Genomic DNA, 10496 nt, shown 5'->3' on the forward strand with positions numbered 1-10496 from the left:
GGCCCGGTTTAGGTGTGCAACCACCTGCCGGGCCACTCGCTTTTCTGATGTGGGTTGACCCTAGCTGAGCGTGTTTATCCTCCGGCACGGGGCCGGGCCCGGGAGCCGGGGGAGCCGCCGCGGATGGCGGGCCGGGCCCCGGCCGACACCTCCCGCACCCCCGCGCACCCGGACTTCCGGCGCCGCGGGGACGCCGGGATCCTCCGGACGGTCTACGGGGCCGGGACGAGGCGCATGCCCGTCTGGTCCGCCCCGGCGGTGTTCTTGCAGCCGAACCCGCCGGAGGCCGGCTGGGCGACGACGAGGGCCAGACAGCGTCCCGCGGCGAGCTGCCCGAAGTGGTTCGGGTGCATCGACTCCTGGACCGGCCCCTGCGTCTCACTGCTGTCGATCCACCGCGCCCATTCGCTGGTCTTCGCCGAGGCCGGGGCGGCCGTCGTCACGAGCCTGCTGGCCTTGGCGCACACCTCGCGCCCCTGGAGCATGTCCCGCAGGTCGAGGAACTGCACGCCCTTCGCCGCGGCCACCGCCTTGACGCGGTTCGCGATCTGCGGCACGAGCGAGTCCCGCGCCCAGTCGGAGTCCCGGTTCCAGAACGGGCAGCCGCCGGTGTTCAGCCGGCTCCAGTCGCTCTGCGTGTACCGGTTCTCGGCGCCGCGCGGGATGGGCGACGGGTAGGACTGCAGGACGATGCGGTACGAGGTGTCGGCGTATCCGGCCGCCCGCATCACGGCCCGCACCTCGTCGACGGACTTGCCGACGTTCGCCATGACCTGGTCGATCTTCTGGTCCACCGCGTACTGCTGGTCGTCATGGCAGTAGGAGTTCCAGATGATGAAGTCGTAGGCGCAGTTCTTGATGATCTCGGCGAAGCCCAGGTCGTTGCCGCCGATGGACAGGGCGATGATCCTGACGTCGTTGCCCGCGGCCACGGCGGCCAGCTGGTCGGCCTGCGGAGCCTCGCCCTTGAAGGCCACACCCCCGTGGGAGGCGCGGAACACGTTCTGCGAAGTGGCCCCGGAGCAGGCCAGGTTGACGGCGACGTCGGCGATCGGTCCGGCGCTTCGCACCTCGGCCGAGTCGGACCGGTGGCAGCCGCCCGCCGTGGTTCCGTACACCTTGCCCGGGTCGTACGCGCTGCCGCCGGTCCAGGCCCGGTCCGTCCCGGTCCTGTTGCCGCTGTTGGTGAGGCTGTTGCCCTTCCAGCGGCCCGCCTCACCGGAGATGTAGCTGTCGCCCATGGACACCACGGCGGTGGGCCCGTTTCCGGGGCTGGCGGCCGAGGGGCCGGCCCCGCCGGCCATCAGGGCGCCGACGGCGAGCGGCAGGACCATCCCGGCCCCGGCGAGTCGTCGCACCCGACTGCCGGCCCGGTCCTTGCTGACGTTGCGGAATCCGATCACTGCGGAACTCCTGCGGTCGGCCATGGCGGAGCCGGGAACAACTCCGGTGCATGGCTGGGGAAGTGGGGGAAACCGCCGGCCGGTGGCAACCGGAAAGGTGACACGCCGCGCCTTGTTACCGCTAGGTAGCCGCAGATTACGATGAGGTAACGACCGACCGGTCGTTCGGGACCGGCCCGGCCGCTCGGGACCGGCCGGATGGCCGTTCGGACCGGCCGCGGGCATGGAAACGGCTCCGCCCCCGTGCCGTGAGGCGACGGGGGCGGAGCCGACCGGGTTCGGCCGCTGTGCGTTCAGCCGAAACCGGTTGCTCAGCCGACCAGCTGGTCGTAGGCGGGGAGGGTGAGGAAGTCCGCGTAGTCCGCGTCCAGGGAGACCTGGAGGAGGAGGTCGTGGGCCTGCTGCCACTTGCCCGTGGTGAAAGCCTCCTCGCCGACCTCGGCGCGGATGGCGGCCAGTTCGGCGGTCGCGATCTCCCGGGTCAGCTCCGCCGTGGCGGTCTTGCCGTTCTCGAAGACGACCCCGGCGTTGATCCACTGCCAGATCTGCGAGCGGGAGATCTCCGCGGTGGCGGCGTCCTCCATCAGGCCGAAGATGCCGACGGCGCCCAGGCCGCGCAGCCAGGCCTCGATGTAGCGGATGCCGACCTGGACGGCGTTGCGCAGGCCGTCGTACGTGGGCCGGGCGTCCAGGGAGTCGATCGCGATCAGCTCGCCCGGGGCGACCGAGACGTCCTCGCGCAGGCGGTCCTTCTGGTTCGGCTTGTCGCCGAGCACCGCGTCGAAGGAGGCCATGGCGATCGGGACCAGGTCGGGGTGGGCGACCCAGGAGCCGTCGAAGCCGTCGCCCGCCTCGCGGTCCTTGTCGGCCTTGACCTTGTCGAACGCGAGCTTGTTGGCCTCGGCGTCCTTGCGGGACGGGATGAAGGCCGCCATGCCGCCGATGGCGTGGGCGCCGCGCTTGTGGCAGGTGCGCACGAGCAGTTCGGTGTACGCCCGCATGAACGGGGCGGTCATCGTCACCGCGTTGCGGTCCGGCAGGACGAACTTCTCCCCGCCGTCACGGAAGTTCTTCACGATGGAGAAGAGGTAGTCCCAGCGGCCCGCGTTCAGGCCGGCCGCATGGTCGCGCAGCTCGTAGAGGATCTCCTCCATCTCGTACGCGGCGGTGATCGTCTCGATGAGGACGGTGGCGCGGACGGTGCCCTGGGGGATGCCCACGTAGTCCTGCGCGAAGACGAAGATCTCGTTCCAGAGGCGCGCCTCCAGGTGGGACTCCGTCTTCGGCAGGTAGAAGTACGGGCCCTTGCCGAGGTCGATCAGCCGCTGCGCGTTGTGGAAGAAATACAGGCCGAAGTCGACGAGCGAGCCCGACGCGGCCGCGCCCTCGAACCGCAGGTGGCGCTCCTGGAGGTGCCATCCGCGCGGCCGCATCACCACGGTCGCGAGCTGGTCGGCGGCCTTCAGGGCGTACGCCTTGCCGGTGCGCGGGTCGGTGAAGTCGATGCGGCGCTCGTAGGCGTCGATCAGGTTGAGCTGGCCGAGGACGACGTTCTCCCAGGTCGGGGCGGAGGCGTCCTCGAAGTCGGCGAGCCAGACCCTGGCGCCCGAGTTCAGGGCGTTGATGGTCATCTTGCGGTCCGTCGGGCCGGTGATCTCCACACGGCGGTCGTTCAGCGCGGCCGGGGCCGGCGCCACCTTCCAGTCCCCCTCGCGGACCTGTGCGGTGTCGGCGAGGAAGTCGAGGGTGGACGTACGGGCGATCTCGGCACGGCGCTCGCCGCGGAGGGCGAGGAGCTCGGCGCGGCGGGGGGCGAACCGCCGGTGGAGCTCGGCCACGAAGGCGAGGGCCGCGCCGGTGAGGACCTCGTCCTGCCGGGGCAGGGGCTCGGCGTCGACGATGGCCAGCGGAGACGGCGCTGGTGCGGACATATCTGTCACTCCTTCAGCGGCGGTGCCTGGCGGCCGCGGGGGAATGCTCGCGCGAGACGGCACGCAGTGCCGTCGGGTGTGGAGAGTTCCGGAGTACGGTCGCGGGCGCCGTATGTGGGTTCAGGGCGCTTCTGACCAGTGGATAGTAATTTCCTCATGGTGGAAGTTCAATGGTTTGTTGATGTCGAGATTCTCTGAGTCGACAGATTCCGCTTCTCGGTGGCCCTCAGTGCCATCGCCGTCACACCCTGCTCAGAGGAGACGTGCCAGGTCGGGGGGCGTGTCGATGTCGAAGGGCTCCGCGATGTCCGCGCACTCCACCAGGACGAGATCGTCGGCGTGTTCCGCCAGATGCACCCGCGCGCCCTTGTCGCCCGTCGCCGTCGCCGCGATGTCCGCCCAGCGGTCCGCGCCGAACAGCACGGGGTGGCCGCGCTCGCCGTCGTACGCCGCCGCCGCCAGGCTCGCGGGGGAGCGGTACGCGGCGAGCACCCGGGCCACGGCCGCGGGCCCGATGCCGGGCTGGTCCACCAGGGAGACCAGGGCGGCGGCGGCCCCCGTACCGGCCAGGGAGGCGAGCCCGACGCGGAGCGAGGAGCCCATGCCCCGCTCCCAGTCCGGGTTGTCCACGAGCACGCAGCCGGTCAGGTCCGCCCGCTCGCGGACCTCGGCCGCCGAGGCGCCGAGCACCACGTGCACCGGCCCGCAGCCCGCCTCGCGCAGCACCCGTACGGCGTTTTCGACCAGCGGGCGGCCGAGGTGGGGGAGCAGGGCCTTGGGCCGGCCGCCGAGCCGGCGGCCGCCGCCGGCCGCGAGCAGCAGGCCCGCGATCACCGGTGAGCCGGGGCCGGAGCCAGGGCCGGGGCCGGGCTCGGAGCGGGAGCCGGGGCAGGCCCCGGCGCCACGGCCGGGGCCGGGCCGGGCGTGGGGTGAGGTGTGGGACGACATGGCACCGATTCTCGCTCCTGGGCCGGAGCCCCCCGCCGCCCACCTGGCCCACCACCCCCACCGCGCCCCGTGAACGCCCGCGCCCCCGGCCCGGCCAGGGCGCGGCGTACGGCGGCCAGTGCGGCCCCCACACGCAGCGGCTCGGAGATCCGGTTCTCTCCGGCGGCCAGCAGGGCGCGCTCGTCACGGTCGGTCAGCATTTCGGTTTCTCCTTGCCAATCGGGGACCAATGAGGCGAGTCTGGTCCTGGATTGGCCTGGCCGGCAGAGCCAATCGGGGGAGGTTGGCATGGGATACGGCCGAGTGGTCCACACCGCGGACAGAACCATCGGCAGCCGCCAGCTGGCGGCCCTGCTGCCGGCCGAGGTCCTGGCCCGCCCCGGCTACCGGGCCCTCGCCGACGCCCTGCGCACCCTCGTCCTCGACGGCCGCGTCGCCCTGCACGTACGGCTCCCCGCCGAACGCGAGCTGGCCGAGGCGGTCGGCGCCAGCCGGGCCACCGTCACCGGCGCATACGACCTCCTGCGCGAGAGCGGCTACGTCCGCAGCCGGCGCGGCTCCGGCACCTGGACCGAGCTACCCGAGGGCCACGCCCCGGTCGGCGCCCACGCCCTCCTGGGAGCGGGCGTCCACGACGCCGGCGAGGACCCCGGGATCGACCTGGGCATCGCCGCCATGGGCGCCCCGGAGGACGCCCTCACCGACGCGCTGGCCCGGGCCGCACCCCGGCTCCCGGCCCTGGCCCGCACCCCCGGCTACCACCCGTTCGGCCTGCCCGACCTGCGGGCAGCGGTCGCCGAGCGGTTCACCCGGCGCGGACTGCCCACCCGGCCGGAGCAGATCCTGGTCACCGCCGGGGCGCAGCAGGCCCTCTCGCTGGTCGTCAGCCTGCTCTGCCGGCCCGGGGACCGGGTCCTGACCGAGAGTCCCACGTACGCCAACGCTCTCGACGCCCTGCGTCACGCGCGCCTGCGCACCGGCTCCATCGCCGTCTCGGACGCGGGCTGGGACATGGAGATCGCCGAGTCCACCCTGCGCCAGACCGTGCCCCGGCTGGCCTACACGATCCCCGACTTCCAGAACCCGACGGGCGCCCTGATGCCCCCGGAGCAGCGGCTGCGGCTGCTCGCGGCCACCCGGGCCACCGGGACCTGGCTGGTGGTGGACGAGACCATCGCCGACATCGCCCTGGACGTTCCCGCGCCCCCGCCGTTCGCCTCGCTCGCCCCGCGCGGCGGCGCCGACCACGTGATCACCATCGGCTCGCTCAGCAAGACGCACTGGGGCGGGCTGCGGGCCGGCTGGATCCGGGCCACCGCGAAGATGGTCACCGAGCTGACCGCCGTCAAGGTCGCGGCCGACATGACCTGCTCGGTCCTCGACCAGCTTCTCGCGCTCCCGCTGATCGACGGCCTGGAACGGTCCCTGCCCGCCCGCCTGGCGCAGCTGCGGATCCAGCGCGAGGCACTGGCCGGCTCGCTCCAGCGGCACACCCCGGAGTGGTCCTGGCAGCCGCAGCCGGGCGGGCTCTCGCTCTGGGTCGACCTCGGCGAACCGGTCAGCTCCGCCCTCTCCGAGCGGGCCGCCGCCGCCGGGGTCCACATCGGTCGGGGCGCCCGCTTCGGCGTGGACCCGGGCACCTTCGAGCACCGGCTGCGCATCCCGTACACGCTCCCCGCCGACCGCCTGGACGAGGGCGTACGCCGCCTCGCGAGCGCCTTCCACGACGGAATCCCGCTCCCCTCGGCGGTGGACCGCCCGCACTGGGTGGCGTGAACGCCCGCAGCGCCCCCTCTACGGCCGCCCGCGGAAATACGCGTTCGCCGCCGGACGGAACATCAGGGCCACCGCCGTCAGGACGGCGGCCAGGTGGACCGTCCGGCTCGCGCCGAAGACGAGGCCGAGCGCGTCCGCCCCCGCCAGGGCCGCCGGGAGCGATCCGCCGTCCAGGAGGTACCCGAGCGGTTCGACGACCAGCGAGGCGGTGCCGAGGACCCCGAGGCCGACGGCCAGGGCGATCCGGGCCCAGCGGGCTCCCGAACGCATCCGGAAGGCGGTCAGGACGGCCACGGTGAACACGGTGAGGCGCACGGCCAGGCCGGCGCCGGCCGCGTCGCCCGGAGCCCGGGCGATCATGAGGGCGGTCTCGAAGGCGCCGGCCGCGACGGCCGTGAGCCACAGGGCCCAGGCGGTACGGACCTCGGCGGGCGGGGGCGGTGCGCCGGTGGCGGCGGCGCGGGTGAGGGGTCTGTGCGGGGCGGACATGGCGGGCTCGCTTTCCGTAGGGACTTCGCCCCCGATGCTCCCGGCGCGCGCCGCCCCGCACCCGCCTGCGGCCCGGTGTCTGCGCCCTGGTGCTGGCCCCCCGCGGGCGCGGACCCGCGGAGCACGGGCACACCGGCCTACGGGGTGCGGATCAGCCTGCGGGTGCCCGCCGCCGCCACCGCCGAGGTGCGGGAGTCCACGCCGAGCTTGGCGTAGATGTGGACCAGGTGGGACTTGACGGTGGCCTGGCTGAGGAAGAGCTTCTTGGAGATCTGCTGGTTCGACAGGCCGTCCGCGACGAGCTGGAGCACTTCCAGCTCCCGCTTCGTCAGGGCCTCCGCCGGGGTCCGCATCCGGTCCATCAGGCGCAGGGCCACCGCGGGGGCCAGCGCCGACTGGCCCGCGGCGGCCGTCCGTACGGCGGCCGCCAGCTCTTCCGGCGGTGCGTCCTTGAGCAGGTAGCCCGAGGCCCCGGCCTCCACCGCCGCCAGGATGTCGGCGTCCGTGTCGTACGTGGTCAGGACCAGCACCCGGGGCGCCCCCGGCCGGGCCGTGATCAGGGCGGTGGCCGCGGAGCCGTGCATGCCGGGACCGAACTGGAGGTCCATCAGGACCACGTCGACCGGGGTGGACGCCGCCAGCTCCACCGCCCGTTCGGCGGTCGCGGCCTCGGCGACCACGGCGAAACCGGGCTCGGTGTCCAGGACCGCGCGCAGCCCGGCCCGCACCACCGGGTGGTCGTCGGCCAGCAGCAGCCGGATCGTCATCGCAGGACCTCGGCGGCCAGGGGCAGGGTGACGGCCACGGCGGTGCCCTGGCCCGGGTCGGACTCCACGGTGAACAGCCCGCCCAGCGTCTCGGCCCGCGAGCGCATCGCCGGCAGCCCGAAGCCGCCGTCGCCGCAGGCCGCGGCCGAGGAGGGCTCGAAGCCCCGCCCGTCGTCCACGACGTCCAGGGTGACCGAGGTGTCCATGAAGGTCAGGGTGATCTCGGCGCGGCCCGCCCGCGCGTGCCGCACGACGTTGGCCAGCGCCGACTGGGCGATCCGCAGCAGGGCGACCTCGTACGGGGTCGGCAGCACGCGCGGGGCGCCGCTGAGGGAGAACCGCACCCGCGGGCCCGGAACCCCCGCGCACAGCCGCTCCAGGGCGGCCGCGAGGGAGCCGTTCTCCAGGTCCGGCGGGGTGAGGGCCCGTACGAAGCTGCGTGCCTCCGCCAGGTTCTCCTGGGCCGCCTCACGGGCCCGGGCGATGTGGGCCAGCGCCGCCGCGTGCGCGGCGTCGCCGGCCGCCCCGGTCCGGCCCTCCGCGAGGGCCCGCTCGGCCGCCCGCAGCAGCAGCTGGATCGAGGACAGCCCCTGGGCCAGGGTGTCGTGGATCTCCCGCGCCAGGCGCTCCCGCTCGGCCAGGATCCCGGCGCCCCGCTCGGCCGCGGCCAGTTCGGCCCGGGTGGTGATGAGCTCCTCGATCAGCTCGCGCCGCCGCTCGCTCTCGCGGTACAGCGCCTGGTAGCCCAGTACGGTCGCCACCGCCACCGCCCCGCCCAGCAGCGGTCCGAGGAACGCCCCCGGGGTGGCGGCGTCGCTGTGCGCGAGGAACCCGCCGATCGCGGCGCAGGCCGTCGCCGCGACCGCCGCCACGCCCCAGCGCAGCCGCAGCAGGTGCAGCTCCAGGAAGTACAGCGGGAAGGCGATCCACAGGCCGTCGGGGGAGACCACGAGCAGCGCCGCCCAGGCCGCGACCAGCCCGGCCAGCCAGAGCGCCCCGGCGCGGGGCGAGCGGTGCACGACGGGGGCCCGTACGCCGGCCGCGTACACGGCGGCGAGCAGCGCGCACCCGGCGAGCACCCACCCGGCCCGGGGCGCGGCGTCGGCGAGGGCGCGGCCGGCGGCCAGCGCGAGCAGCCCGAGGAGCAGGGCGTGCAGGCACAGCCGCAGGACGCGGGAGACGGGGGTCAGGGAGCGGGATGGGGGAGCAGGCATGGCCCGACCAGCGTAAGCGGGCGGCCGCTGGCCCCGGTCAACCGAAAGATTGATGTCTCGGCGGTCCCTTCGATACGAGGATCACTACTGTGGCGCGATGCCTTGTGCCCACGCGGAACACCAAGGTGGGGGACATGTTCGTCGCATGGAGAGATCTACGGTTCGCCAAGGGCCGGTTCGCCCTCATGGGCTCGGTGGTCCTGCTGATCACGCTGCTGGTCGGCCTGCTGTCCGGGCTCACCTCCGGACTGGCCCGGGAGAACATCTCGGCCGTCACGGGCCTGCCCGCCACCCACCTGTCCTTCGCCGCGCCCCCCGGCGGCCAGAAGGTCTCGTTCACCAACTCCCAGATACCGGAGCGGGCCTGGCTGGCCTGGCGCGCGCGCCCCGGGGTGAAGTCGGCCGAGCCCGTCGGCATCCGCACCACCAACGCCGTCTCGGGTGAGCGCACCGCCGCCGTCTCCGTCTTCGGCGTCGAGCCGGGCGGCCGGGTCGCACCCCGGGGCTCCGGCCTCACCCAGGGGCAGGTGGTGCTGACGCAGAAGGCCGCCAGGGAGCTCGGCGGGCTCGCCGCCGGGGGGAAGCTCAGGATCGGCCAGCTCGAACTGACCGTCGCGGCCGTGTCCGGCACCGCGGCCTTCAGCCACACCCCGGTCGTGTGGATGGACCTCAACGACTGGCAGCGCGTCGGCAACCCCGGAACCTCCCTCGACACCCTCGCCACCGTCATCGCCCTGGACGCGCCCGGCGCGGTCACCGCCGCCGCCGACGGGGCGGCCGGAACCCGGACCCTGGGCGTCGGCGACGCGCTGGGCGCCATCGGCTCCTACAGCTCGGAGAACGGCTCGCTCCAGCTGATGCGCGGCTTCCTCTTCGCCATCTCCGCCCTCGTCATAGGCGCGTTCTTCACGGTCTGGACGATCCAGCGCAGCGGCGACATCGCCGTCCTGAAGGCACTCGGTGCCTCCACCCCGTACCTGCTCAAGGACGCCCTCGGCCAGGCCGTGGTCATGCTCGCCGTCGGGACGGGGCTCGGGACGGCGCTCGCCGCCGGACTGGGCGCGCTGATCAGCGGCGGCGACGTGCCCTTCGTCCTCGACGCGGCCACCGTGCTGGTCCCCGCCGCGATCATGATCGCGCTCGGCGCGCTCGGCGCCGCCCTGTCCGTCCGGCGGATCACCGCCGTAGACCCGCTGACCGCCCTCGGGAGCGTCCGATGACCCTGCTCGTCCACGACGTCACGCTCACCTACCCCGACGGCGACGGGCGGCTCACCGCCCTGGACGCGGTCACCCTGGACGTGCCCGCCGGCACGCTGACGGCCGTCATCGGCCCGTCCGGCTCCGGCAAGTCCAGCCTGCTGGCCGTCGCCGCCACGCTGGTCACCCCGGAGACGGGGCGGGTGGTCGTCGCGGGCCGCGACACCGCCCGGCTGAGCGCCGCCGAGAAGTCCGCGCTGCGCCGCGAGGAGATCGGCATCGTCTTCCAGCAGCCCAACCTGCTGGCCTCGCTCACCGCCGCCGAGCAGCTCCAGGTGATGGCCCACCTCTCGGGCCGGCCCGCCGCCCGGCTGCGCCGCCGGGCCCTGGAGCTGCTCGACGCGGTGGGCCTGGCCGACAAGGCCGGCAAGCGGCCCCACCAGCTCTCCGGAGGCCAGCGCCAGCGCGTCAACATCGCCCGCGCCCTGATGAACGAGCCCTCGGTGCTGCTGGTCGACGAGCCGACCAGTGCCCTGGACCACGAGCGCGGCGCGGCCGTGCTCGACCTGCTGGTGAACCTCACCCGGGAGCGCTCCACCGCGACCGTGCTGGTCACCCACGACCACGCCCACCTGGACCGGATGGACCGTACGGCCACGATGGCCGACGGCCGTCTCGCCCAGAGCCCGGAGCCGGCCGCGGCCCGCTGAGACGCCGTACGGGCGCCCCGCGCCGCGACGGGGGGCGTACGCGAAGGCCCCGGCCCCTT

Annotated in this window: 9 protein-coding genes; 3 read left to right on the plus strand and 6 right to left on the minus strand. The window is 74.2% G+C overall.

Annotated elements, in window-relative coordinates; genetic code table 11:
- Positions 1–212: 212 nt before the first annotated feature.
- The 3 genes from ABT106_RS28455 to ABT106_RS28465 all read right to left on the minus strand — a co-directional run bounded on the left by ABT106_RS28455 (position 213) and on the right by ABT106_RS28465 (position 4282).
- Positions 213–1403 carry a GDSL-type esterase/lipase family protein gene (locus ABT106_RS28455; RefSeq protein WP_502979507.1) on the minus strand — a complete coding sequence of 397 codons (1191 nt, stop codon included), beginning with the start codon at positions 1401–1403 and terminating at the stop codon, positions 213–215.
- A 311-nt stretch (positions 1404–1714) separates the two neighbouring features.
- Complete coding sequence (gene aceB / locus ABT106_RS28460; protein ID WP_351282934.1) at positions 1715–3334, minus strand: malate synthase A; 1620 nt, start codon at positions 3332–3334, stop codon at positions 1715–1717.
- Positions 3335–3586: 252 nt separating this feature from the next.
- The gene (locus ABT106_RS28465; RefSeq protein ID WP_351282936.1) at positions 3587–4282 is read right to left on the minus strand and encodes a nucleotidyltransferase family protein; all 696 of its coding nucleotides are present in this window, start codon (positions 4280–4282) and stop codon (positions 3587–3589) included.
- Positions 4283–4570: 288 nt separating this feature from the next.
- Between ABT106_RS28465 and yczR the strand changes: the two genes are divergently transcribed.
- On the plus strand, positions 4571–6058 hold the full coding sequence (gene yczR, locus ABT106_RS28470; protein ID WP_351282938.1) for a MocR-like transcription factor YczR: 1488 nt from the start codon (positions 4571–4573) through the stop codon (positions 6056–6058).
- A gap of 18 nt (positions 6059–6076) precedes the next feature.
- Here yczR and ABT106_RS28475 read toward each other — a convergent pair whose 3' ends face one another.
- From ABT106_RS28475 to ABT106_RS28485, 3 genes are all read right to left on the minus strand, one after another.
- Complete coding sequence (locus tag ABT106_RS28475; RefSeq protein WP_351282941.1) at positions 6077–6547, minus strand: hypothetical protein; 471 nt, start codon at positions 6545–6547, stop codon at positions 6077–6079.
- 137 nt (positions 6548–6684) lie between these two features.
- Positions 6685–7314: a response regulator gene (locus tag ABT106_RS28480; protein WP_351282943.1), complete on the minus strand. Its 630-nt coding sequence runs from the start codon at positions 7312–7314 to the stop codon at positions 6685–6687.
- Entirely contained in the window at positions 7311–8528 is a 1218-nt protein-coding gene (locus ABT106_RS28485; RefSeq protein WP_351282946.1) for a sensor histidine kinase, read from the minus strand. The genes ABT106_RS28480 and ABT106_RS28485 overlap by 4 nt, the downstream gene beginning before the upstream one ends.
- 134 nt (positions 8529–8662) lie before the next feature.
- Here ABT106_RS28485 and ABT106_RS28490 point away from each other — a divergent pair, with 134 nt between their 5' ends.
- Both ABT106_RS28490 and ABT106_RS28495 read left to right on the plus strand, forming a co-directional pair.
- Positions 8663–9748: an ABC transporter permease gene (locus ABT106_RS28490; RefSeq protein WP_351282948.1), complete on the plus strand. Its 1086-nt coding sequence runs from the start codon at positions 8663–8665 to the stop codon at positions 9746–9748.
- Entirely contained in the window at positions 9745–10437 is a 693-nt protein-coding gene (locus tag ABT106_RS28495; protein WP_351282951.1) for an ABC transporter ATP-binding protein, read from the plus strand. The genes ABT106_RS28490 and ABT106_RS28495 overlap by 4 nt, the downstream gene beginning before the upstream one ends.
- The last annotated feature ends 59 nt before the right edge of the window (positions 10438–10496 follow it).

Origin of the sequence: Streptomyces sp. NPDC002044 (assembly GCF_040296725.1) — a bacterium.
Lineage (GTDB): Bacteria > Actinomycetota > Actinomycetes > Streptomycetales > Streptomycetaceae > Streptomyces > Streptomyces antarcticus.

Bases quoted from the DNA above. Each gene is read 5' to 3' on its own strand.
- ABT106_RS28485 (WP_351282946.1), bottom strand. From the start codon at position 8,528: ATGCCTGCTCCCCCATCCCGCTCCCTGACCCCCGTCTCCCGCGTCCTG.
- ABT106_RS28480 (WP_351282943.1), bottom strand. From the start codon at position 7,314: ATGACGATCCGGCTGCTGCTGGCCGACGACCACCCGGTGGTGCGGGCC.
- aceB (WP_351282934.1), bottom strand. From the start codon at position 3,334: ATGTCCGCACCAGCGCCGTCTCCGCTGGCCATCGTCGACGCCGAGCCC.
- yczR (WP_351282938.1), top strand. From the start codon at position 4,571: ATGGGATACGGCCGAGTGGTCCACACCGCGGACAGAACCATCGGCAGC.
- ABT106_RS28490 (WP_351282948.1), top strand. From the start codon at position 8,663: ATGTTCGTCGCATGGAGAGATCTACGGTTCGCCAAGGGCCGGTTCGCC.
- ABT106_RS28495 (WP_351282951.1), top strand. From the start codon at position 9,745: ATGACCCTGCTCGTCCACGACGTCACGCTCACCTACCCCGACGGCGAC.
- ABT106_RS28475 (WP_351282941.1), bottom strand. From the start codon at position 6,547: ATGTCCGCCCCGCACAGACCCCTCACCCGCGCCGCCGCCACCGGCGCA.
- ABT106_RS28465 (WP_351282936.1), bottom strand. From the start codon at position 4,282: ATGTCGTCCCACACCTCACCCCACGCCCGGCCCGGCCCCGGCCGTGGC.